Origin of the sequence: Hafnia alvei, from assembly GCF_034424155.1 — a bacterium.
Classification (GTDB): Bacteria; Pseudomonadota; Gammaproteobacteria; order Enterobacterales; family Enterobacteriaceae; genus Hafnia; species Hafnia alvei.
In genome coordinates this window covers 190,723-215,158 of sequence record NZ_CP139992.1, presented here as the reverse complement: position 1 = coordinate 215,158, position 24,436 = coordinate 190,723, and the positions used below count along the sequence as shown (strand labels likewise).

The 24,436-nt window shown below is 50.6% G+C and carries 20 protein-coding genes; 10 read left to right on the top strand and 10 right to left on the bottom strand.

Features of this window, described 5'->3' with window-relative positions:
* Positions 1-133 precede the first annotated feature (133 nt).
* Positions 134-2,476, bottom strand: a complete 2,343-nt coding sequence (locus tag U0008_RS01015; protein WP_043490278.1) for a zinc/cadmium/mercury/lead-transporting ATPase — start codon at positions 2,474-2,476, stop codon at positions 134-136.
* Between the two features lie 279 nt (positions 2,477-2,755).
* Here U0008_RS01015 and U0008_RS01010 point away from each other — a divergent pair, with 279 nt between their 5' ends.
* The 5 genes from U0008_RS01010 (at position 2,756) to gntU (ending at position 8,337) form a co-directional block, all read left to right on the top strand.
* Entirely contained in the window at positions 2,756-3,451 is a 696-nt protein-coding gene (locus tag U0008_RS01010) for a pirin family protein (protein WP_025802180.1), read from the top strand.
* Between the two features lie 302 nt (positions 3,452-3,753).
* Complete coding sequence (locus U0008_RS01005; RefSeq protein ID WP_043490249.1) at positions 3,754-5,133, top strand: 6-phospho-beta-glucosidase GmuD; 1,380 nt, start codon at positions 3,754-3,756, stop codon at positions 5,131-5,133.
* A gap of 144 nt (positions 5,134-5,277) precedes the next feature.
* Complete coding sequence (gntR, locus tag U0008_RS01000) at positions 5,278-6,273, top strand: gluconate operon transcriptional repressor GntR (RefSeq protein ID WP_025802176.1); 996 nt, start codon at positions 5,278-5,280, stop codon at positions 6,271-6,273.
* A gap of 187 nt (positions 6,274-6,460) precedes the next feature.
* Positions 6,461-7,000, top strand: coding sequence for a gluconokinase (gntK, locus tag U0008_RS00995; RefSeq protein ID WP_043490247.1), 540 nt, complete (start codon positions 6,461-6,463; stop codon positions 6,998-7,000).
* Positions 7,000-8,337, top strand: a complete 1,338-nt coding sequence (gntU, locus tag U0008_RS00990) for a gluconate transporter (protein ID WP_043490246.1) — start codon at positions 7,000-7,002, stop codon at positions 8,335-8,337. Before gntK ends, gntU begins: the two co-directional genes overlap by 1 nt.
* 70 nt (positions 8,338-8,407) lie before the next feature.
* Here gntU and rhtC read toward each other — a convergent pair whose 3' ends face one another.
* The 3 genes from rhtC to U0008_RS00975 all read right to left on the bottom strand — a co-directional run bounded on the left by rhtC (position 8,408) and on the right by U0008_RS00975 (position 11,288).
* A complete protein-coding gene (gene rhtC / locus U0008_RS00985) occupies positions 8,408-9,031 on the bottom strand; it encodes a threonine export protein RhtC (protein ID WP_040046673.1) in 624 nt (207 codons plus the stop codon).
* Between the two features lie 70 nt (positions 9,032-9,101).
* Positions 9,102-10,571, bottom strand: coding sequence for a sensor histidine kinase (locus U0008_RS00980; protein ID WP_043490241.1), 1,470 nt, complete (start codon positions 10,569-10,571; stop codon positions 9,102-9,104).
* Positions 10,572-11,288: a response regulator transcription factor gene (locus tag U0008_RS00975; RefSeq protein WP_025802166.1), complete on the bottom strand. Its 717-nt coding sequence runs from the start codon at positions 11,286-11,288 to the stop codon at positions 10,572-10,574.
* A 148-nt stretch (positions 11,289-11,436) separates the two neighbouring features.
* Here U0008_RS00975 and U0008_RS00970 point away from each other — a divergent pair, with 148 nt between their 5' ends.
* Positions 11,437-11,715: a hypothetical protein gene (locus tag U0008_RS00970; RefSeq protein WP_043490239.1), complete on the top strand. Its 279-nt coding sequence runs from the start codon at positions 11,437-11,439 to the stop codon at positions 11,713-11,715.
* A 128-nt stretch (positions 11,716-11,843) separates the two neighbouring features.
* Here U0008_RS00970 and rsmJ read toward each other — a convergent pair whose 3' ends face one another.
* On the bottom strand, positions 11,844-12,632 hold the full coding sequence (gene rsmJ, locus U0008_RS00965; RefSeq protein ID WP_172625138.1) for a 16S rRNA (guanine(1516)-N(2))-methyltransferase RsmJ: 789 nt from the start codon (positions 12,630-12,632) through the stop codon (positions 11,844-11,846).
* Positions 12,598-14,640 (bottom strand): oligopeptidase A, encoded by a 2,043-nt coding sequence (gene prlC, locus U0008_RS00960; RefSeq protein WP_043490236.1) that lies wholly within the window; start codon positions 14,638-14,640, stop codon positions 12,598-12,600. Before prlC ends, rsmJ begins: the two co-directional genes overlap by 35 nt.
* A gap of 223 nt (positions 14,641-14,863) precedes the next feature.
* On the opposite strand from prlC, the gene U0008_RS00955 reads away from it, so the two are divergent.
* Entirely contained in the window at positions 14,864-15,706 is an 843-nt protein-coding gene (locus U0008_RS00955) for a 23S rRNA (adenine(2030)-N(6))-methyltransferase RlmJ (RefSeq protein WP_025802159.1), read from the top strand.
* Between the two features lie 62 nt (positions 15,707-15,768).
* Here the strand turns inward: U0008_RS00955 and recQ are convergent, their stop codons facing one another.
* On the bottom strand, positions 15,769-17,607 hold the full coding sequence (recQ, locus tag U0008_RS00950) for an ATP-dependent DNA helicase RecQ (protein ID WP_025802157.1): 1,839 nt from the start codon (positions 17,605-17,607) through the stop codon (positions 15,769-15,771).
* A 95-nt stretch (positions 17,608-17,702) separates the two neighbouring features.
* Positions 17,703-18,581: a phospholipase A gene (gene pldA / locus U0008_RS00945; protein WP_043490234.1), complete on the bottom strand. Its 879-nt coding sequence runs from the start codon at positions 18,579-18,581 to the stop codon at positions 17,703-17,705.
* Positions 18,582-18,761: 180 nt separating this feature from the next.
* Between pldA and U0008_RS00940 the strand changes: the two genes are divergently transcribed.
* Complete coding sequence (locus tag U0008_RS00940; RefSeq protein WP_025802154.1) at positions 18,762-19,232, top strand: thioesterase family protein; 471 nt, start codon at positions 18,762-18,764, stop codon at positions 19,230-19,232.
* A gap of 134 nt (positions 19,233-19,366) precedes the next feature.
* Entirely contained in the window at positions 19,367-20,257 is an 891-nt protein-coding gene (gene rarD / locus U0008_RS00935; RefSeq protein WP_025802152.1) for an EamA family transporter RarD, read from the top strand.
* Between the two features lie 45 nt (positions 20,258-20,302).
* On the opposite strand, the gene corA is transcribed toward rarD, so the two are convergent.
* Positions 20,303-21,253, bottom strand: a complete 951-nt coding sequence (corA, locus tag U0008_RS00930) for a magnesium/cobalt transporter CorA (RefSeq protein WP_025802150.1) — start codon at positions 21,251-21,253, stop codon at positions 20,303-20,305.
* A gap of 478 nt (positions 21,254-21,731) precedes the next feature.
* Between corA and U0008_RS00925 the strand changes: the two genes are divergently transcribed.
* A complete protein-coding gene (locus tag U0008_RS00925) occupies positions 21,732-22,211 on the top strand; it encodes a WbuC family cupin fold metalloprotein (protein ID WP_043490232.1) in 480 nt (159 codons plus the stop codon).
* Between the two features lie 55 nt (positions 22,212-22,266).
* Here the strand turns inward: U0008_RS00925 and uvrD are convergent, their stop codons facing one another.
* Positions 22,267-24,429: a DNA helicase II gene (uvrD, locus tag U0008_RS00920; protein WP_025802146.1), complete on the bottom strand. Its 2,163-nt coding sequence runs from the start codon at positions 24,427-24,429 to the stop codon at positions 22,267-22,269.
* Positions 24,430-24,436 lie beyond the last annotated feature (7 nt).

The following is a 24,436-nucleotide window of genomic DNA, read 5'->3' as shown; positions in this document are numbered from 1 at the left end:
TCACCAAGAAAATAATTACGAGCGCGAGTATACCAATAAACTATGTGTGTATCGTAAGTCATAAAATGCGCATCGCGGCTAAAGTAGGCTTTAGCCGCGATCTATTTTCTAGTAATAACAGGGCGTTATTACGTTACTTCGACTTTCTTAATAATCTTAAAGCGTTAGCGGTAACCAAGGCTGTTGCACCAGAATCCGCCAAAACGGCCAACCATAACCCCGTCAATCCTAATAAGCTTGTCACCATAAAGACGGCCTTTAGCCCCAGCGCAATGGTGATATTTTGTCGAATATTGGCATGTGTCGCGCGCGACAGCGCAATGATTTCCGGCAATCCGGTGAGACGGTTATGCGTTAATGCAGCATCAGCGGTTTCAAGCGCCACATCAGATCCGCTGCCCATCGCAATCCCAATACTCGCCGCCTTCATAGCAGGCGCATCGTTAATACCGTCCCCGACCATCGCCGTATCCGCTTTTTGGCTGAGCGCCGTCAAAGAATCGACTTTATCGGCTGGCAGCAGGCCTGCGCGGAATTCAATGCCCAACTTACTGGCGATCGCAGCCGCTGCACGCGGGTTATCGCCGGTTAGCATCACACCGCTGATCCCCATTTTTTTCAGCTGTGCTAAGGCTTCTACGGCGTCTGCACGTAAGGTGTCACTTAATGCAATAACACCAATTGGTTGCTGTGCCTGAATCACCACAACCACCGTCTTCCCCGCGCTCTCTAACGCGTGGATCTGCGCAAGTGCGTCTTCGCTCAAGGCATCCTGCGGCAGCTTAGTCGGTGCCATCACCTGAACTAGTGCGCCGTTAACCACGCCTTCAACCCCAACACCGGCCTTCGCCTGACGATCGTCGGCGGTGAGCATGACTAATTTTTTATCAGCAACATTACGAATAATCGCCTGCGCCAAAGGATGATGAGAGCCTACTTCAACCGCGGCGGCTAAGGTTAAAATCTGATCGGTCTGGGTATCCGACAGCGCAACCACGTCTGTTACCTGTGGTGTCCCCTGAGTCAGCGTACCGGTTTTGTCGAAAGCGATGGTGGTCACTCTTCCCAGCTGTTCCAGCGCAGCGCCGCCTTTAATTAATGCACCACGGCGAGTTGCGGCAGCCAAACCCGAGGTGATGGCTGCTGGAGTCGAAATAACCAACGCGCATGGGCAGCCAATGAGCAGCATGGTTAGGCCGCGATAAACCCAAGTATCCCAAGGCTGAGCAAATAACAGCGGCGGCACCAAAATCACCAACAGCGAGAACAACATAATTGCTGGCGTATAATAACGGCTGAAGCGATCGAGGAAACGCTCAATAGGTGCTCGACGTTCATCGGCCTCTTCAATCAGTTGAAGGATACGGTCAATCGCATTGTTGCCCGGTTCCGATACCACGCGAAGCTGACATACCCGATCCACCACCAGCGAACCCGCAGCAACTTTCTCTCCGCTTTGGCGTTCAACCGGCACCGACTCACCGGTCAGCGCACTTTCATCAAAGCTAATGCCATCTGCCAACAATTCAGCATCCGCAGGCATACGTGCGCCCGGCGCAACTTCGATAATTTGTCCCGGCATCAACGATGACACAGCAACCGTTCTACGTTGCCCGTTTTCGACCACGACGGCATCTTCCGGCACCAGCGCCATAAGCGCCGTCACGCCTTTACGTGCGCGGCTCGCGGCGTAAGACTCTAAGAGTTCGCCGATCATGAACAGCAACAGCACCATCGCGGCTTCTTCGGTCGCACCAATAAAGAGTGCGCCAATTGCGGCAATACTCATTAAGGTTTCGATTGCGAACGGCGTACCGCTGCGCGTCAGGTTCCACGCTTGTCGAACCACCGGAGCCAAACCGACTAACGTAGTGGCAATAAATGCGATACGGCCTAATGCTGGACTAAGCTGTTCTATGCCATAGCTGACGATCATCATGACTACTAACGAGATCAACAGACCGTATTCTTTCCAAAAACCGTTTTCAGGCTGAGCTTTCGTACCACCCGCACCGAGTAACACAAAACCGGCTTTTTCCACCGCAGTCTGTACTTTTTGGCTAACGTCATGCCCTGCATCAACAACCAGTTTTTCAGTGGCAAACAGCACGGCGGCGCGTTCCACGCCGGGAATGCCACCTACCGCGGTTTCTATTTTTTTGGCACAGCTAGGGCAGTCCATACCGCGGATTTTCCAGCTAAAACGCTGACTGCCTATCGGAGGAGGAGTAAGAGGTGATGCCGAGGGGTGTTCGTCCTCATCATCGCCATCGTCGTGACAATGGCCGCCGCTACAGCAGCTATCCCCCTCAGAAGCCGAGCTAGCATGGTTATCTTGCGATGCGGGCTTATCAGAACAGCAACCATGTTGAGTTTTGCTATGGCTGTGACCACAGCCGCATGAAGAACTCGCATGGTTATGACTATGCTCGTGTGTAGGATTCGTTCCATGTGAATGGTGAATATGCTCAGACATGCTGACCTCCGTGAGGTTATCCGCTAAACGGAAAAGAGAAATAATCGAGATTTAATAGCAGTCTACACCTTGGAGTCCACTCCAGAGTCAAGGGTTTAAATGAGAAAAATTCTTGTTTTTCATACATGCTAAAAACCAATTTCTGGCCTTAAATGGAGATCTTGTTCTGATTTTTTGAACAGAGGGATGAGTTTTTTACGCTTTCATATTATCGGCTTAGGTCTAAACTAGATTTCAACAACAAGAGCCTGATTGGCTGGCTCATAGGAGATTTTGATTATGATTTATATCCGTAAAGCAAATGACCGTGGTCACGCAAATCATGGTTGGCTGGACAGCTGGCACTCATTTTCTTTTGCCGATTATTACGATCCAGACTTCATGGGTTTTTCCGCATTACGCGTCATTAACGACGACAAAATCGCGGCGGGTGAAGGTTTTCCAACCCATCCACATAAAGATATGGAAATCCTGACTTATGTAATGGAAGGGGCGGTTGCTCACCAAGACAGCATGGGCAATAAAGAACAGGTTAACGCCGGTGAGTTTCAGATCATGAGCGCCGGTACCGGTATTCGCCACTCTGAATTTAATGCTCATCAGGATCGCGATTTACATCTGTATCAAATTTGGATTATTCCAGATCAAAAAAACCTGACGCCTCGCTACGAGCAAAAAGCGTTTGATGTTCCGCAAGGCCGCCAGTTGGTGCTTTCTCCTGATGCACGTGATGGCTCGCTGAAAGTATTCCAAGACATGACGCTGACCCGCTGGGCGCTGTTGAAAGATGAACAGAGCGTCTATCAGATGCAGGCCGATCGCCGCGTTTGGATTCAGGTGGTTAAAGGTAATGTTTCTATCAACGGCCAGCACGTCAGTACCGCAGACGGTGTGGCAATTTGGGACGAAGCAGCTATTTCGATCCATGCAGACGACAAAGCAGAAATTCTGCTGTTTGATTTGCCACCGGTGTGATTAGTAAAGTCATATTAATATGCCGGCCGAATTCGGCTGGCATTTTTTTCACCTCAAATAAACACCTACAACGCGTCAATCCGTGATCTACCCCACAGTTTTATCGCCATGAATGCTCATTCCTGAACCCCGCTCTCGCTTTACTTCTTTCTTTATAGAAACCGGTTTCAAAAACCTATCCAATGAGGCTCTGCAAGTCGTCTTTTTGGCCTTTGGGAGCCGCAAAACGGCGAAAGCAGCCCTGATGCAAGGGCGAACAAATGGGCCAATGAACTGGCGAGAAATTCATAACAGGAGCATTTATGACACATTCATTTCCAACAGGATTTTGGTGGGGTAGCGCCAGTTCGGCACCGCAGACGGAAGGTAATACGCTTGGTGGCGGCAAAAGTGCTACCGTATGGGATCACTGGTTTGCCGAGCAGCCAAACCGTTTTCATCAGAACGTTGGTCCACAGGACACGTCAACGTTTTACCAGCACTGGCGCGAAGATATCGCGCTGTTAAAACGCGTTGGGCACAATAGCTTTCGCACCTCGATTTCATGGGCTCGGCTTATTCCTGAAGGTCGTGGGGCAGTCAATCCTGAAGCCGTCGCGTTTTATAATCAGGTGATTAATGAAATGCTCGCTCAGGGCATTACGCCGTTCATTAACCTTTTCCATTTTGATATGCCTATGGCGATGCAGCAGATCGGCGGCTGGGAAAATCGCGAAGTAGCAGACGCCTACGCGGAGTATGCCGAAACCTGTTTCCGCCTGTTTGGTGACCGCGTTAAGCACTGGTTTACTTTCAATGAGCCGGTTGTTCCGGTGGAAGGCGGTTATCTATATGACTTCCATTACCCTAACGTGGTGGATTTCAAACGCGCGGCCACCGTGGCCTATCACACCATGATAGCGCATGCTCAGGCGGTGCAACGTTATCGCCAACTGGATCAGGGCGGTGACATCGGCATCATTCTCAATCTCACGCCGTCATACCCTCGCTCTGAAAACCCTGCTGACGTGAAAGCGGCTAACATTGCCGATCTGATGTTTAATCGCAGCTTCCTAGACCCAGCGCTTTTAGGGAAATACCCCGAAGAGTTAGTGGACTTGCTGAAATCTCATCATCAGCTACCGGAGTGCCGCAGCGGTGACCGTGAGCTATTGGCTCAAGGCGTCGTCTCACTTTTGGGCATCAATTACTATCAGCCACGGCGCATTAAATGCCGCGATAGCCTAGTTAATCCCGATAGTCCATTTATGCCTGAATGGTTCTTTGAAAACTATGAAATGCCAGGTCGTAAAATGAACCCTCATCGCGGATGGGAAATTTATGAGAAAGGCATTTACGACATTCTGACCAATCTACGTATTGAATACGGTAATCCGCGCTGCTTTATTTCTGAAAATGGCATGGGCGTGGAAAATGAGCAGCGTTTTATCGAAAACGAGCAAGTCCAAGACGACTATCGCATCGAATTTGTGCGTGAACATCTGCAATGGGTGCATAAAGCGATTCAGGAAGGCAGCCAATGTTTGGGTTATCACATGTGGACATTTATTGATAACTGGTCTTGGTGTAATGCCTACAAAAACCGCTACGGCTTTGTTCAGCTCGATCTCGCAACCCAAACCCGCAGCGTGAAAAAGAGCGGTGAATGGTTTGCACAGGTTTCGCGCGCGAATGGTTTTTAATGTGATTCCTCGCTAAGTCACTGAGATTGTTTATTGAAATCGCAGCTAAACGGCTGCGATTTCAGTCCACATTTGTTTTATACGTCACATTGTTTTTTTGCTAAACTGTGTGCATCCGTCCGAACATTAGTTATTTCATTGAAAATGAAGAAAAAACGCCCTGTACTTCAAGATGTGGCAGATAAAGTTGGTGTGACAAAAATGACGGTAAGCCGTTATTTGCGCAACCCATCACAGGTCTCTGCTGCACTTCAAACGAAAATTGCAGTGGCGCTGGACGAACTGGGCTACATCCCTAACCGCGCACCGGATATTCTTTCCAACTCTACCAGCCGCGCCATTGGCGTACTGCTTCCTTCTCTGACCAACCAAGTTTTCGCCGATGTGATTCGCGGAATCGAAAGCGTCACCGACGCACATGGTTATCAAACCATGCTGGCGCACTATGGTTATCGGCCAGAAAAAGAAGAGGAGCGTTTGCTTTCTCTGCTCTCGTATAACGTTGATGGGCTGATCCTATCTGAAAGAAACCACACCGCGCGCACGCGTAAAATGATCGAAGTATCCGGTGTTCCGGTCGTCGAAATGATGGACTGCATTACGCCGTGCATTGATATCGCCGTTGGGTTCGACAACTTTGAAGCCGCTCGACAAATGACACAGGCCATTATCGACCGCGGGCATCGCAAAGTTGTTTACTTTGGCGCTCGTCAGGATGAACGTACCGTCATCAAACAGCAGGGCTATGAAGCGGCGATGAATCATGCCGGTTTGCAGCCACGTAGCGTCATGATACCGCGCGGCTCTTCTTATTCGGTGGGCAGTGAACTGTTGCGTGAAGCGCTAGATCGTTATCCTGATATGGACAGTATTTTCTGCACCAACGATGACTTAGCGGCCGGGGCGGCTTTCGAGTGCCAACGTTTAGGCCTACGTATTCCTCAAGATATGGCGATTGCTGGGTTCCACGGCCACGACATCGGTCAGGTAATGACGCCTAAATTAGCCAGCGTACTGACGCCACGTCAGCGTATGGGACAAATCGCAGCAGAACGGATGTTGTCTCGTCTGCGCGGTGAAGCCATTTCATCCCAGATGGTCGATGTCGGTTTCACGCTACTTTATGGTGGCAGCATCTAATTACCCAGCTATCCCCCCTCATATTAGTTAATCCCCGTTAGTAACTGAGAGTAACCTCACAGTTATTGAAGCTACTTTGTCACAAATCTTGCTAATTATTATCGCTGCTCAGACAATGTTACCCATAACAAGTTACCAGTAACATTGCATTTAGTGGATGGAAAACCGTCCCCTCTCTGGAGTAGAAATGAGCGATAAAAAACCACAACACCACGTTTTTATTCTGATGGGCGTATCTGGCAGCGGTAAATCTGCTGTAGCAACCTCCGTAGCCCAACAGCTCAACGCAGGTTTTCTGGATGGCGACTTCTTGCACCCACGTGCCAATATACAAAAAATGTCTGAAGGCCACGCGCTGAATGACGAAGACCGCACGCCATGGCTGAAAGCGGTTAATGACGCCATTTTCGCTATGCAACGGACCAATGATGTCTCTCTGATCGTTTGCTCCGCGCTTAAAAAGCGCTACCGCGACATGCTGCGCGACGGTAACAAAAACGTTTCCTTTATCTACCTGAAAGGCGATTTCGATCTTATTGAAAGCCGTCTGCTGGCACGTAAAGGCCACTTCTTTAAACCTCAGATGCTTGTTTCTCAATTTGAAGCGTTAGAAGAACCTACCAGCGTTGAGCAGGACGTTCACGCTGTCGACATCAGCCTCCCTCTGGACGGCGTTGTTGAAAACACAATTAAAACCATTAAATCTGTGATTTCTCAGGGGTCATAATGAGTACTTTTACTCTCGTATTTACCGCAGTAGGCTCGGTCTTACTGCTGCTGTTTTTGGTAATGAAAGCCCGTATGCATGCCTTCGTTGCTCTGATGCTGGTCTCTATCGGCGCGGGCATTTTTTCCGGCATGCCGCTGGATGATATCGCCAAAACCATGGAAAAAGGCATGGGAGGCACATTAGGTTTCCTCGCCATAGTGGTTGCGTTGGGTGCCATGTTCGGCAAAATCTTGCATGAAACCGGCGCGTTAGATCAGATAGCCGCTAAGTTGCTAGATAGCTTTGGTGAAAAACGAGCGCACTATGCGCTGGGTATCGCCGGTCTGGTGTGTGCGCTGCCGCTGTTCTTCGACGTAGCTATCGTATTGTTGATTGGCGTGGTGTTCGCCGTTGCCCGTCGTACCAATGGCAACGTTGTGAAACTGGCTATCCCACTGTTTGCCGGTGTTGCTGGCGCGGCGGCATTCTTGCTGCCAGGGCCAACACCGATGCTGCTGGCTTCCCAGATGGGCGCTGACTATGGCTGGATGATCCTGATTGGTCTGTGCGCAGCAATTCCAGGCATGATTTTAGCCGGTCCTCTGTTTGGTAACTTCATCAGCAAACACGTGACGCTGGATCTGCCTGAAGATATCCAAGAGCCAAGCTTGGATAAGAGCAAACTGCCTTCATTCGGTTTTAGTCTGGCGCTGGTTCTATTCCCGCTGGTTCTAGTTGGTATGAAAACCATCGGTGCACGCTTTGTTGAAACCGGCACTGAACTGCACAAATGGCTGGAATTTATCGGTCACCCATTCACGGCAATCCTGATCGCCTGTCTGGTGGCGATTTATGGTCTGGCAATCCGTCGTGGCATGAGCAAAGAGAAAGTGATGGAAGTGTGTTCTGCGGCAATTCAGCCAGCAGGTATCATTCTTCTGGTTACCGGTGCCGGTGGCGTGTTCAAACAGATTCTGGTGGATTCCGGCGTTGGTCCAGCGTTAGGTAACTCTCTGATTGGTGCAGGTCTGCCAATTGCGGTCGCCTGTTTTGTACTGGCCGCTGCGGTGCGCGTGATTCAAGGTTCTGCTACCGTTGCCTGTTTAACCACCGTAGGTTTGGTTCTGCCGGTTATTGGCGAGCTGGGCTACAACGGCGCACAGATGGCAGCACTTTCCATCTGTATCGCGGGGGGTTCTATCGTACTGAGCCACGTTAACGACTCCGGCTTCTGGCTGTTCGGTAAATTTACCGGCGCAACCGAAGCACAAACCCTGAAAACCTGGTCCGTGATGGAAACCATCCTAGGCACCACGGGCGCAGTGGTTGGTATGATCTTCTTCGCTGTGATGTAATATTTGCGAATACAAAAAAGGCGGGCTAATGATTAATTAGCCCGCCTTTTTTTATGTTCACTGAAGATGATTACGAACGAGAGAAAATCAGGTGCAAACCAAAGCCGATAAACAAGACGCCTGCAACGCCATCAATCCACTTGGCTAAACGCTGATAACCACGACGCATCACCGGCAGCGCAAATACCGATGCCACAATACTGAACCAAACAAAGGTTTCCGCCACTATCATCACGAACAGGCCAACACGTTCTGGCGTACTCACATTGTCGCCGACAAACAGTGAGAACACAGAACCGAAATAAATGACCGCTTTTGGGTTCGACAAGTTAGTGAGAAAACCACGCAGGAACGTTTTTCCACGCGCAGGCAGCGTGATGCTAACTTCTTCGCCGCTGTCTAACTGGCCTTTCGCACGCGCAGATTTAAGGAGTTGATAGCCCATCCACGTCAGATATAAACCACCGCCCACGGTGATAATGCTATGCAGCCATGCCATTTTCATCAGCAGCAGATGGAGCCCCATCAGCGCAACTGCTGCCCAAATGACGATACCCAGTGTAATCCCCACTACGCCCTGCATTGCTTCAGAACGAGAGCGGCTGACCGCCGTTTGGGAAACAAAAAAGAAATCAGGTCCGGGAGCCATTAAAGCCACCAGATGAACCAATGCCACCGTCAAAAACAACATCATCGGAGTTAACTCTTATAATTAGGGGGGAAATTCATGCTACCACTAAGTCTGTGAATAATTAAGGGAGCGATCACACGGGTAGCATTAAACGAAAACAAGCGCCTTGCTCATTCTCATTAACCAGCATGATATCGCCACCGTGCAGCTGTAGCATTCGTTTCACAATCATCAATCCCAATCCCCCCGCGGACTGGCGCCGTGCGCCTGAGAGCAATGATGGGCGCTCAAACAGCCCCGGTTTTAGCTCCTCTGGAATACCTACGCCGCTGTCGGTCAGTTGAACCCAAATTTGCCCTTCCTGATGCCAAAGTTTCACCGCAATATTTCCCCCCTGCGGCGTATGGCGGATCGCGTTATCCAACAGATTGGTTAACACGCGCTCCATCATATAAATATCGGCGTTGACCAACGGTAAACCTTTGGCGATATCCGCAGTAAGCTTAATTTGGCGAGTTTCTGCCGCCAGCTCAAACTTCTGAAAAACATCCTGCAAAAGCTCGCTAAACGACATGCGTTCTTTCTGCGGTTTAACCGCGCCATATTCCAAGCGAGCTAACTCAAATAACTCCTGCGCTAGTCGCCCAACTTTAAGGCTTTGCGCCAAGGCGATATCCAGATAACGCTTACGATCCACCTCGCTTAAACTCGCCGACTTCACGGATAGCGTTTCGAGATAGCCATGCAAAGAGGTCAACGGCGTGCGCAAGTCGTGTGAAATATTGGCAATAAATTCACGCCGTTGCTGATCCTGTTCCGCCAAAGTTTTCCACTGCTCGGCAATGCGTCTAGCCATCAAAACAAATGCGCGTCTAAGCTGAGTCACTTCATCACTTTTCACATCAGCTTCAGGCACGCTTAGCGCCATAACCCGAGCGTAATCCAGCCCTTCCTGTTCAAGCTTACTCACCTGACGCGTAAGCTGACGCACCGGTTTCGTCACCCAGCGGAAAGCCAACCAACCGGCCAGTGAACCAAACAGCACAATCAATCCCATCGACCCTACAACGGTCCAAACCGTCGAGCCAATACGCGCATCATCGGTTAACCGAGCGTAATCCTCGCCCAGCAAAACAACGTATAAATAGCCTTCGGTTTTTCCCTCAACCTGTAGCGGTGCGACGCTAAATACCTTTTGCCCATCGACACTGCGCGGATCGTCGCCGTAAACCGGCATACTTTGCCCCTGCATGAGCGCATTGATGGGCTGAAGGCTCACATCACGACGCTTGATTCGCCCTTCTGGCGCCGCATCACCAATGATGTGTCCTTGCTTATCAAGCAGATACACTTCCACACTCGGATTTACCGACATCAACTGATCGAACAGCTTTTTTACCGAGGCAGGATTTAGCCCCTGCTCACCGAGTAGCCGGTTATTATCCGTAATATGCTGAGCAAGATTAACGGACAAGCGCTGGATAACCTGCTGACTATATTGCGTATTACTGCGCACCTGAAGCCAACCCGATACCGCACAGCACGCGACCAGCAACAACGCAAACACCAGCGTTAAGCGCTGGGATAGACTTAATCGGTTCATTTAATTCCCCATACCTAACGCCGAAAATTTATAGCCAGAGCCCCAAACGGTCAGAATATGCTGCGGCTCGGAAGGATCGGCTTCAATTTTTATACGTAGCCGATTGATATGGGTGTTAACCGTGTGCTCATAACCATCGTGCTGGTAGCCCCAGACCTGATCGAGAAGCTGCAAACGAGAAAAAACTTTGTCTGGATTTTTAGCGAAAAAATACAGCAAATCAAATTCACGCGGCGTGAGATCGACAGGCTGTTGATCCTTCCAAACCGCTCGCGCAATAGGATCGATGACCAGATCCGCAATGTCCAAACGCCCTGCATCCATCTGTAAATTACGGCTCATAGCTTCCTGACGACGAAACAGCGCTTTAACGCGTGCGGCCAGCTCAATCATCGAAAACGGTTTGGCTAAATAGTCATCGGCACCTAGCTCTAATCCCAGAACCCGATGCACTTCGCTGGAGCGGGCGCTTATCATAATAATCGGCGTATAACGCGTCATGCTGCGAGCGCGACGGCAGATATCAAGCCCATCAATGCCCGGCAGCATCAGATCGAGAATGAGCGCATCCCAACCGCCCTGCTCCAACATCGCCATACCGGCAATGCCATCCGCCGCGTGCTCGATGTGGTAGCCCTCATCACGCAGATGCAACGCCAGTAAATCGGCAATATGCGAGTCATCTTCTACAATTAGAATTCGCTTCATTCCTTCCATCGCGTTCTGGCTCCAAGTGCATTTTTATAATTAGTCTACACAGGGTTTGTGCCCTGAGTTATCACAAATAATTTATAACTCTGTGAGGCTTTGCTGAACAAGTGAACGCAATACTGGCCCTGACCCCACTATCAATAAGGATCTGACCATGAGAAAAATTATTACGGTTGTGACGTGTAGCGCTTTACTGATGGGTAGCGGATTCGCTTTCGCCGCTGATACAACAAGTGCATCCGGCGATGGTATGCAGCAAGAGCCGCATAAAATGGATCACATGAGTAAAAAGCCGCAGGAAATGAAAAAGCAGCACTTGGACGCAATGCAAAAAGGCGAAGCGCCTAAACAAGATGAAATGAGCAAAGATCAGATGGATAAAAAACCGATCAAGCAAGGCGATACGCTGAAGAAAACGAGTTCAGGCTATTAATTTACGATTCTCTAATATTGGCTCCCTAGCCAGCTCCCCCCTTAGCAGAGGAAGGGCCATTCGAGCTTCTTCGGTACTCACTGCACAGTTCCCTCCCCTGCGAAGGGGAGGGTTATTTACATGAAGAACTATTTCAGCGGCGTGTAAATATCAAAGCGGTGATTTTTAGTGGTAGTGGCTGCATGTGCAGGCACATCCGCCAATGGCGGAGCATAATCAGGGCGTTTTACTACGATACGTTTCGTCGCCAGCGCACGCGCAGGAGCTAATAATGCATCGGCATCCAAGTCAGCACCCACCAGTGACTGGAACACACGCATCTCTTTCTTCACTAGCGCACTTTTCTGTTTATGCGGATACATCGGATCGAGATACACCACTTCTGGCGCAGGGCTAAGATCTTTCAACGCATCAATACTGGAGGCATGCAGCAAAGTCAGGCGTTCTTGCAGCCAGCCGCCGATTTCAGGATCTGCATAGCCACGTTGCAAACCATCATCTAGCAGTGCCGCCACCACGGGATGACGCTCCAACATGCGCACATGGCACCCGACCGATGCCAACACATAGGCATCGCGCCCTAATCCTGCGGTCGCATCCACAACGCTCGGCACATAGCTGCCTTTGATACCCACGGCTTTTGCCACTGCTTCACCACGGCCGCCGCCAAACTTGCGGCGATGCGCCATGGCCCCGGCGACAAAATCGACAAAAATCGCGCCCAGCTTGGGTTCATCCAACTTGCGGAGTTCTAAATGCTCAGGCGTTAATACCAACGCCATTATCGCGTCAGGATCGTGAACCAATCCCCAGCGCTCGGCTAAATGAGATAAGGCGCCGCTGTCGGCGCCCTCTTCTAACACTAACTGAATACTCAACGCATTAGCCCTTGATACCGTAGTGACGCAGCATGGCATCAATTTTCGGCTCACGGCCACGGAAGTTTTTGAACAGGTTCATTGGCTCATCGGAACCACCCTGCGACAGGATGTTATCCAAGAACGCACGGCCGGTATCTACGTTGAAAATCCCCTCTTCCTCGAAGCGAGAGAACGCATCAGCAGACAGCAGCTCTGCCCACAGATAACTGTAGTAACCCGCCGCATAGCCGCCAGCAAAGATATGGCTGAACGCATGTGGGAAACGGCCCCAGCTTGGCGACGGCATCACCGCCACTAACGCTTTAACTTCTTTCAGAGTATCGAGAATACGAGCGCCTTGCGCAGGATCGAACTCAGTATGCAGACGGAAATCAAACATCCCAAACTCGAGCTGACGCAGGATAAACAGCGCGGCCTGATAGTTTTTCGCCGCCAACATTTTATCCAGCATCTCCTGCGGAAGTGGCTCATTGGTCTGGTAATGACCCGAGATAAAGGCCAGCGCTTCCGGCTCCCAGCACCAGTTTTCCATAAACTGGCTTGGCAACTCGACGGCATCCCATGGCACACCGTTGATCCCTGAAACGCCTGCGGTTTCAATCGTGGTCAGCATATGATGTAGGCCATGACCGAACTCATGGAACAGCGTGGTCACTTCGTTATGCGTAAACAACGCAGGCTTGTCGCCGATTGGACGGTTAAAATTACAGGTCAGATAGGCAACTGGCTTCTGCAGGCTACCATCGGCACGACGCAGACGGCCTACACAGTCATCCATCCACGCACCGCCACGCTTATGCTCACGGGCATAAAGATCGAGATAGAAACTACCGCGCAGCTCGCCGGTCGCATCATAAAGCTCGAAGAAACGAACCTCTGGATTCCACACGTCAATATCATGACGCTCTTTCGCCGTGATACCGTAAATACGTTTCACCACCTCAAACAAACCGCTCAATACGCGCTGTTCAGGGAAGTAAGGGCGCAGCTGTTCATCGCTGATAGAGTACAGATGTTGTTTCTGTTTTTCGCTGTAGTAGGTGATATCCCACGCTTCCAGCTCGGTAACATCAAAGTGCTGGCGCGTAAACTCACGCAGTTCAGCCAGCTCTTGCGCACCTTGAGGACGAGCGCGTTCGGCTAGGTCATTCAGGAATGCCAGAACCTGCTGTGGGTTTTCTGCCATTTTGGTTGCCAATGATTTATCGGCATAGGATTTAAAGCCAAGCAGCTGAGCTAATTCGTGACGCAGTTGCAGAGTTTCAGCCATGATTTCGCTGTTATCCCACTGACCTGCGTTTGGCCCCTGATCGGATGCACGCGTGGTAAACGCCTGATACATCTCATGGCGCAGCTCGCGGTTGTCTGCATAGGTCATCACCGGCAGATAGCTTGGGATATCCAGCGTTAACAGCCAGCCTTCTTTCTCTTTGGATTCAGCCAGCGCCTTCGCGGCCGCGAGCGCACTTTCAGGCAAACCTGAAAGCTCTTTTTCATCAGTAATCAGCTTGCTCCAGCCCATGGTCGCATCCAATACGTTGTTGCTGAATGCAGAACCCAGTTCGGACAGGCGCGCCATAATTTCGCCATAGCGCTGCTGTTTTTCTTTCGGCAAACCAATGCCAGACAGCTCGAAATCACGCAGTGAGTTTTCCACCGCTTTCTTCTGCGGTTTGGTTAACGCAGCAAAACCCGCGCCGTCTTTCAGGCTACGGTAGGCCTGATACAGTCCTTCATGCTGACCTACCCAAGTGCCGTATTCAGACAACAATGGCAGGCACTGTTCGTAAGCTTCACGCAGCTCAGGGCTGTTTTGCACGGAATTCAAATGGCTGACAGGGGAAAAAATACGGCTCAGACGATCGTCAACCTCAGCCAGCGGCTGGCACAGATTATCCCAAGTAAATGGCGCATCTTGCGCGACCACGCGCTCCACTTCGGCACGACAATCTGCCAATGCGCTTTTCACCGCAGGAACGATGCCCTCAGGTTTGATTTTAGAGAATGGTGGCAGGTCGAACGGCGTCAGTAACGGATTGGTCATAAGAAAGCGTCCTATATAGTTTTGCCATTAACAACGAAGGCTAACGGTCTTGGCCGCATCAGTGCGGCGTATAAATCGACTTAACCAGCCCCCCAATTCGTCGGGCAACCGGTTTGAAAAGATTGTTTAGATCTAAGATGAGGTTAAGTGTAGCGAAAATCAATGGCTGGCGGGTTCAATCGCTTTGATAGATAATGCCATCCCAGAGCAGGAGAAGCCTCACATGTTAAGTTATCGCCACAGTTTTCACGCCGGCAATCACGCCGATGTCCTCAAACACACCGTTCAGAGTTTGATTATTGAATCGCTGAAAGAAAAGGATAAGCCTTTCCTTTATCTGGATACGCATTCCGGCGCGGGGCGTTATCAGCTCAGTGGTGAGCATGCAGAAAAAACCGGCGAATACCTCGAAGGTATCGCACGTATTTGGCAACGCGACGATGTTCCTGCCGAGCTTGAAGCCTACCTGAGCGCGGTAAAACACTTTAACCGTGGCGAACAACTGCGTTACTACCCAGGTTCACCATTGATTGCGCGCCAGCTGCTGCGCGATTTCGACAAAATCCATCTAACCGAACTGCACCCAACGGATTTCCCGCTGCTGCGCAATGAGTTTGCTAAAGACGAGCGCGCAAAAGTAATGAAAGCCGATGGCTATCAGCAGCTCAAATCACAGCTTCCTCCATTGTCACGCCGTGGCTTCGTGTTGATCGATCCGCCGTATGAGATGAAAACCGATTATCAAGACGTGGTGAAAGGTATTCAGGAAGGCTATAAGCGTTTTGCCACCGGCGTCTATGCGCTGTGGTATCCCGTGGTGCTGCGTCAGCAAATCAAACGCATGACTCGCGATCTGCAAGACACCGGTATTCGTCGCATTTTGCAAATCGAATTGGCGGTTCGCCCAGATAGCGATCAGCGCGGTATGACCGCTTCCGGCATGATTGTGATCAACCCGCCGTGGAAGCTAGAACAACAGATGCGCGACGTTCTGCCTTGGCTGCATAAAGTACTGGTACCCGAAGGTACTGGTCATGCCAAAGTTGAATGGATTGTGCCTGAATAATTGAAGTCACTGCTGTCTGTCTCCCTGAGCAACATTGAGGGAGACAGAGTTAGCGCGTAAAACTACTCATCATCGCCATCAACGTGTTCTCGGATCAGCGTCATAAACGGTGCACCAAAGCGATCCAGTTTACGCTGCCCCACACCGTTAATGCTCAGCAATTCGCTGGCGCGAATCGGCATCTGCTCTGACATTTCTAGCAACGTAGCATCGTTAAATACCACGTATGGCGGGATATTCTCTTCGTCAGCAATCGCTTTGCGTAGCTTACGCAGCTTGGCAAACAGCTTACGGTCATAGTTTCCACCGTAGTTCTTGCTGGCATGGCTACTGCTGCTGCGTGATTTAAGATTGATGACGCGTGGCACGGCCAACTGAAGTGGAACTTCGCCGCGCAAAACCGGACGCGCCGATTCAGTCAGCTGCAACGCGGAATGCATTGCAATATTTTGCGTCACTAAGCCCAAATGAATAAGCTGGCGTAATACGCTGACCCAGTGTTCGGTCGTATGGTCACGCCCTAGGCCATAGACTTTCAGCTTGTCGTGACCAAACTCGCGAATACGGGTGTTATTCGCCCCACGCAGGATCTCAACAACATAACCGATACCAAACCGCTGACCAACCCGAGCAATCGCTGACAGCGCCTTTTGCGCGTCCTCTAGCCCATCGTAACGTTTTGGCGGATCGAGACAAATATCGCAGTTGCCGCAGGATTCTTGCCGTCCTTCGCCAAAGTAATTCAGCAGCACTAAACGACGGCAGGTTTGCGCCTCAGCGAAAGCGTTCATCGCGTTTAGCTTATGGCGTTCAATCTCTTTCTGCTGCCCTTCAGGTTTTTCTTCTAAACAACGGCGCAGCCAAGCCATATCGGCTGGGTCATAGAGCAGAACGGCTTCAGCGGGTAAACCATCGCGCCCAGCGCGACCGGTTTCCTGATAGTAAGCTTCGATATTACGTGGAATATCAAAGTGCACCACAAAACGCACGTTGGGCTTGTTAATGCCCATGCCGAACGCAACCGTTGCCACCACAATCTGCAGATCGTCGCGTTGAAATGCTTCCTGTACCGAAGAGCGATGTTCGTGATCGAGCCCTGCGTGATAAGCCCCAACGCTAAAGCCCCGACTTTGCAAACGCGCCGTGGTGTCTTCGACTTTGGCTCGGCTGTTACAGTAAATAATGCCCGATTTGCCACGCTGTTCCTGTACGAAACGAATCAGTTGATCCAGCGGTTTAAATTTTTCGATGAGCGTGTAACGAATGTTTGGGCGGTCAAAACTGCTAACCTGAACCAGCGGATCGTTTAACGACAGCAAACGCTCGATGTCATTACGCGTGGCATCATCGGCGGTGGCCGTGAGCGCAATAACCGGAATCTCTGGGAAACGCTGCTTAATCAGACCTAGCGCGCTGTATTCAGGACGGAAATCATGGCCCCACTGTGAAATACAGTGGGCTTCATCTACCGCCAATAATGCAGGTCGCCAGTGCGGAAGCTGATCGAGAAAGTTATCCATCATCAGTCGTTCTGGGGCGATATAGAGAAGCTTTATCGCCCCACTGCGACAGCCAGCGTATACCTCTTGCTGCTGTTCACGGTTCTGCGTGGAGTTAAGACAGGCTGCGCTAACGCCGTTCGCCTGTAGCTGATCGACCTGATCTTTCATCAGGGAAATCAACGGAGAAACCACCAGCGTTAAGCCATCCATCACCAACGCAGGGATTTGATAACACAGAGACTTTCCGCCTCCGGTTGGCATCACAACCAGACAATCCCGTCCCGCGATCGCAGCATTGATGATAGTTTGCTGTCCAGGACGGAACTGCTGATACCCAAAAGTATCGCGCAAAACCTGCTCTGCCAGCATTTCTGCATTGATTACGGCTGCCGTTGCCACGCTGCTCCTCAACCAAAGGGGTGATAAATTAAGACCGGCGCTATTTTAGGCGTATGCACCGGTTTTGTCGTTAGCGGATATGCGTTGCGCGCAAATTACATGAAATCGTTGAGCATAATGCCCACGCCAAAACGGGTTTGATTGAAATTGTAATCAATCATTGATTCACCGTAGCCGCTATACAACTGCGTGTAGAAACGCAACGTTTTCGTCATCGGATAGCTCCATCCCAGCTCACCGCCGCCGTAACCGGTGTTCCAGTTATAGTGGCCCTTCGCCGTAAAGACGCTTTCACCCCACTCATAGCCTATCTGGGCTTCGTAGTAACCCATATATTTGGTGATATCGGGGTTGTCATCTTTGCTGCTGCTTTCGGGAATGCGATACCACGGTTTAATCTGCGCTTGGAAGTTGCCGTTTTGCGCCATTAAACGCGCATAGACGCGGTTCCAACTGCGCGACGTTGGATCAGAGCGTCCGTTAGACTGATGATTAAAGCCGGTTTCTATGTCGCGAAGCGTCCAATCACCTAACTGATAATCCGTTGCCCAGCCGACAAAAAGCTGTGGCTCATAGTTAGTTTCACGGAACGGAGAAGATGCGCTACGGTTGAAAGCCTGCCACCACGAGCGCTGCGTATAAGACATTCCTAACACCGAGTTATCACCGGCAATTCCACGGATGATAGGAAACGCGAGGCTGAGCTGGAATTTAACTTCGTCTTTGCGTGCGTCATCAGCCCAAGAATAAGACTGAATGGCTTCTTTGTTTACATCGCTGGTTTCAGTATAAAGCAGGTAGTTCGTATCGTAAGGATAGAGCGTAAATGGGTTATCGTGTTCAACCAACATGTTCGCGATGATGCTGCCTTTCACCTGCGGCTTATCATGAACCTGCTTTATCGTTGCCTCTTCAGCCTGAACCGCAGCAGGAACCGCCAGCAGTCCCGCTAACATCATCCATCCCTTACGCATCGTTATTACCCCTAATAGTTACGCCATCAATGATTCAAAGGCGACATTCTACACGTTAGGGACTCTGCAGGAACGTTCATCATTCTTATTGGTGCTGGAACCAAACAATAATTAAGCATAATATCAACATAAAATTAACAATAATATTCATTATCCACCTGTAAGAAGAAGGACAGAACCATGTCAGCCACGCTCCTCACGCGCGAATCTGCTAGCGCCCTCATTAGCGAAATTTTCGTTTATCACATGCCATTTAATCGAGCGTTAGGGCTAGAGCTTCAGCGTTTCGAGGCAGACTATGCCGAGCTAGTTTTCGATTCCAAAGAAATGCTGGTCGGCAATGCTCATCAGAAAATTTTGCACGGCGGTGTTATCGCATCGGTATTGGATGTTTGCGCAGGCTTGGTGTGTGTGGGTTCAGCCCTATTGCGCCATGACGAAATCACACAGGAAGAGTTGCTGGCACGACTGTCTAAAATGGGCACAATCGATATGCGAGTGGACTATCTACGCCCCGGCCGCGGTGAGCGCTTCGTGGCCAGTGGTAGCCTGCTCAGAGCGGGTAATAAAGTCGCGGTTGCACGCGTTGAACTTCATAACGAATCAAACCTACATATTGCTTCAGCCACTGCCACGTATATGGTCGGCTAGCTAGCATTTTTTACCAGATTTCTGTGAAATCTTGGGATAAGTTAGGCTTAATTGAATCATCTCTGTTACTACTATGAAACATTCCAGAAAAATACAGTAGACTCAGCGCCTATTCATTTTTTCGGAAGTGTTTCATGGATTCGCAACAAACTCGCCAAGGCATCTTGTTTGCTCTGGCAGCCTATTTTATTTGGGGTATCGCCCCTGCCTACTTTAAGCTGATCCAGCAGGTTCCGCCCACCGAGATCCTGACACATCGCGTGATCTGGTCATTCTTCTTTATGCTGATTTTGCTTTCGCTGACTAAAAATTGGTCCAAAGTAAGAGCTCTGGGCAAAACCCCCGGCAAGATTGGCCTTCTCGCGCTAAGCGCTTGTTTGATTGGCGGAAACTGGCTGTTGTTTATCTGGGCAGTGAATAATCACCATATGCTGGAAGCCAGCCTCGGATACTTCATCAACCCATTGGTTAACGTATTACTGGGCGTGGTTTTCCTCGGTGAACGCTTCCGACGGATGCAGTGGATTGCGCTGGCGCTGGCGGTCTGCGGGGTACTGATTCAGCTCTGGAAGTTTGGCTCGGTGCCGGTGATCTCACTTGGGCTGGCGTTTAGTTTTGCATTTTACGGACTGATTCGTAAGAAAATCGCGGTTGATGCTCAAACCGGCATGCTGATTGAAACCCTATGGTTACTGCCAATTGCGGCTATTTACCTGTTTGGCGTTGCCGACAGCGCAACCAGCCATTTGAGTGCAAATCCCATGTCGCTCAACCTGCTGTTGGTGGCCGCCGGCATTGTCACCACCATTCCATTGCTGTTCTTTACAGCCGCTGCAACACGCTTACGCCTTTCTACGCTGGGATTCTTCCAATACCTTGGCCCAACGTTGATGTTTATTCTGGCGATTACCTTCTACAACGAGCAAATGACGCAGGACAAACTGGTGGCGTTCGGTTTTATTTGGGCGGCACTGCTGTTGTTTATTATGGATGCGCTGTATACGCAGAGAAAATTGCGCAGCTAAAGCAGACTTTCCTCCCCTGCGATGGGGAGGAAAAGAAGAGACAGATTAAAGCCAGTTTTTGCGCTTGAAGTATAAATACGGCGCAAGCCCCGCCAGAATCATCAAACCAATCGCCCCCGGATAACCGAAAGACCATTTCAGCTCAGGCATGAACTCAAAGTTCATCCCGTAGCTTGATGCCACCAGCGTTGGCGGCAGGAACACCACCGATACCACCGAGAAGATCTTGATGATGCGGTTCTGTTCAATGTTGATAAAGCCCATTGCCGCCTGCATCAGGAAGTTTACTTTCTGGAATAGCGATTCGTTATGCGGCAGCAGGGATTCGATATCTCGCAAGACTTCACGCGCCTGCTCCAACTGGCTGGCCGGTAAACGCGCCTTACGCACCAAGAAATTCAGTGCTCGCTGGGTATCCATCAAACATAAGCGAACCTTCCAACCGATATCTTCCAGTTCAGCCAGTGTCGAAAGGGCTTCATCATATTCGTCGCCCTGATGACCTTCCATAATCACGCGGCTAAGCTTTTCCAGATCGCTGTAAATGTTTTCGATTTCATCTGCCAGCTGTTCGATTTTGGTTTCGAACAGATCGAGTAACAGCTCATAGGCGTTTCCATCGGCCAGCATCTGGTTACGGGCGCGCATGCGATACAGCCGAAACGCCGGCAGTTCGCGCTCGCGTAGCGTATATAGGCGACCATCGCGGATGGTAAATGCCACGGTGGAGTTACCGGCATGATCTTCCGCATCTTCATAATAGAAGAAGGAGTGAATATGCAGGCCGTCTTCATCTTCGAAGAAACGTGCTGATGCTTCGATATCGTCCAGTTCTGGGCGAGTTGCCAGACTTTGACCTAGCTCATCTTGAACTCGTTGACGCTCATCTTCTTCAGGTTCGACTAAGTCGACCCACAGAGATGAAGTCAGATCTTCCGTGTCATCCAGCTCCAGACGGGATAAGCGGCTGTTGTCTAATCTAAATGCACTTAGCATGCTTTTAAACTCCGTTGCGGTGACATTAAGGATCACGCATGGAGCACAGGAAACAAACGAGGGGTAGCGTCACCCAGCTGTTTCAGACCATATCAGATCTGACTCATAGCGACGTATAGAGGTCGCTGACAACCACGAAGGCTATCAGCATAAGTGGATAGCCTTAGAAGTTGTACCCGCTAACGGGTTCATTGAGCCAGTATCTACTGGGTGTGTCCAAGGCGTATGTCCTCACAGATAATAGTGCGCGCATGTTACGCCGATACGAAAAAGCCTGTCAACTGGCGTTGTGACTAATTCCAGAACATTATTCACTCAGGATGTTTTATACCAAAACATTTATGGATTTTGCTTTCGACAACCATGCTGCAATCGGAAATGTAAGGTAAAAATTATATCTCTAGCTTGACCCATCTATTACCTTATAGCAATGCATTCACCCATTAGACTCCACTATTCCTAAAATCAGGCACACCCTATGAAACAAATCACGTTTGATGATCTGAAACAACAGAGCGCCGCTGCGGCCAGCGCACCTCGTTTACGCGCTCACCGCAATTTTCACCCAGAATTGAGCGATCCGGTGCAGCGTCTTGCCATCGCGATGGAGCCCGGAACTTACATCCGTCCACATCGCCATCCGCATACTTTCGAGCTTTTGCTGCCGCTGAGCGGCCGCTTTGTGATACTGAATTTTGACGAGCAAGGCGTGGTAACTCGTCGCGTGGTACTCGGCGAAGAGTGTGTGGCTCTAGAGATGGATGCCGGAACCTGGCATTCGGTACTGTCACTGGATCACGGCGGCGTGATTTTTGAAGTTAAACATGGTGGCTATCAGCCCGTCACCGAGCAGGATTCCGCGCCTTGGGCCCCCGCAGAGGGCGAGGCTGGCACTCAGGAACTGATGGTGTGGTATTCGCAGGCACAAGTTGGGGATAAATATTCGATTGCCGAATAAGCCCTAAACTCTCCCCCTTTTCAGGGGGAGATTGGGAAGAGGCATTAAACAGGGATTACATCGCCTCTAACTTGGCATAAGCCGCAACCAGCCACTTAATGCCTTCGCCCTGAAACGCAATCTGCAAGCGACTATGCTCACCGCTACCTTCCAGATTGATCACCGTACCCTCACCAAACGTGGCGTGCTTCACCCGCTGACCGAGTTTGAAACCGCTGTCATTGGCGCTGATTGGGGTTCCCATACTGGCGTGTTTAACGGGGCGGGTAACGCTTGCCCGCAGGCGCACCTCTTCTACGCACTCTTCTGGTAATTCCCCAATAAAGCGAGATGGGCGGTGATAAACCTCTTTGCCATACAGACGGCGAGTTTCCGCATAGGTGATCGTCAGTTTTCGCATCGCTCGCGTCACCCCAACGTAGGCCAAGCGGCGTTCTTCTTCCAAACGACCACCTTCATCCAGCGACATTTGGCTTGGGAACATCCCCTCTTCCATCCCCACGATAAACACCTGTGGGAATTCCAGACCTTTCGCCGAGTGCAACGTCATGAGCTGAACCGCGTCTTGATAAGCGTCTGCTTGCCCTTCACCGGCTTCAAGCGCCGCATGTGACAGGAATGCCTGCAGCGGCAGCAAGTCTTCGTCTTCATCCTCATAGCTGTACTGACGCGTAGCGGTCACCAGTTCTTCTAAGTTCTCAATACGTGTTTGGCCTTTTTCACCCTTTTCTTGCTCATACATCTGACGCAGACCCGAATCGCGTACCACGCGGTCTGTCTGTACATGCAGCGGCATATCAGCCGTATCACTGGCTAAGGCATCAATCAGCTCGATAAAGCGCTGTAGTGCGCCTGAGGCTCGCCCAGCAAATACTTTTTCTTGGATCAGCTCGTGCGTGGCCTGCCATAACGTCAGTTGACGATCGCGGGCGGCTTGGCGGATAACGTCCAGCGTACGATCACCAATACCGCGCGTTGGCGTGTTAACCACACGCTCATACGCCGCATCGTCATTACGGTTGGAAATCAGGCGTAAATACGCCAACGCATCTTTGATTTCCTGACGTTCGAAGAATCGTTGTCCACCGTAAATACGGTATGGCATCGCCACCTGTAACAGTGCCTCTTCCAATACACGCGATTGGGCGTTGCTACGATAAAGAATGGCGCAGTCGTTAAGAGAGCCGCCGTTGTCCTGCCACGCTTTAATCCGATTCACCACAAAACGTGATTCATCCAATTCATTAAACGCGCAGTAGAGCGAAATTTTTTCGCCGTCGCCGTCTTCGGTCCACAGCTTTTTACCCAAGCGCCCATCGTTATTTTCAATTAAGGCGTTGGCGGCTTTCAGTATATTGCTGGTTGAACGGTAGTTTTGTTCTAAGCGGATAGTCTCAGCACCGGGGAAATCATCCAGAAAACGTTGGATGTTCTCAACCTGAGCGCCACGCCAGCCATAGATCGACTGATCGTCATCGCCAACAATCATCACTTTGCCGCTATTGCCCGCCAACATCTGGATCCATGCGTACTGAATCCGGTTGGTATCTTGGAATTCGTCCACCAGAATATTGGTGAAACGTTCGCGATAGTGGTTGAGGATTTGAGGCTTGTTGAGCCAAAGCTCGTGAGCGCGTAATAGCAGCTCGGCAAAATCCACCAACCCCGCACGGTCACAGGCTTCTTGATAGGCCTGATAGACGCGCAGCCATGTCTGTTCTACCGGATTTCCGTAGCTTTCAATGTGCTGAGGGCGCAGACCATCATCTTTTTTGTTGTTGATATACCACATGCCTTGACGCGGCGGCCACTGCTTCTCATCCAGATTCAATGCCTTAACGATACGTTTAAGCAAACGTAGCTGGTCATCGCTATCAAGGATTTGGAAATCCTGCGGCAGATTGGCATCCAGATGGTGCGCACGCAGCAGGCGGTGCGCTAAACCGTGGAAAGTACCGATCCACATGCCGCCTTGGCTAGTGCCAATCAGATGTTCGATACGGTGGCGCATTTCCGCCGCGGCTTTGTTGGTAAAGGTGACGGCCATAATCGAAAACGGCGAACAGTTTTCTACCGACAGCAGCCACGCGATGCGATGCACCAATACGCGCGTCTTGCCGCTTCCGGCTCCAGCCAGCACCAGAAGATTACTGCGTGGCGCAGCAACGGCTTCGCGTTGTTTATCGTTAAGGCTGTTGAGCAGATCGGAAACGTCCATAGGCACC